General features: G+C 47.1%; 1 protein-coding gene. It reads right to left on the bottom strand.

Going from position 1 to position 278, the window contains the following annotated elements:
* Positions 1-278 (bottom strand): M48 family metallopeptidase (locus AB4512_RS24595; RefSeq protein WP_372176091.1); only part of this gene is annotated, 278 nt, incomplete at both ends.

Raw genomic sequence — 278 nt, 5'->3', positions numbered from 1 at the left:
AACCAACAACATCGGCTTCTGATTCCTGAGTTCGGCCATACGGTAGAATAACCCCGTATTGAACACCTAAACCTAGGGCTGCCATTGTCATTCCTTGGTACTGTTTGTATTCTGATGCGCCTAACGCGACACTAGTAATAGATAAGCCAGTATTAGCGATTTGAGACTGAGATAGACGCTCATTACTGTGGTCAGCGAGAACGTGCGCCACTTCATGTCCGATAACCGTTGCGAGTTGGTCTTGATTGACCGCGACCTTAAGTAACCCTGTGTATACG

The sequence above is a fragment of the Vibrio sp. 10N.222.52.B7 genome, from assembly GCF_041474275.1.
Taxonomy (GTDB): Bacteria; Pseudomonadota; Gammaproteobacteria; order Enterobacterales; family Vibrionaceae; genus Vibrio; species Vibrio crassostreae_C.
This window is presented reverse-complemented; position numbering and strand designations above follow the sequence as displayed.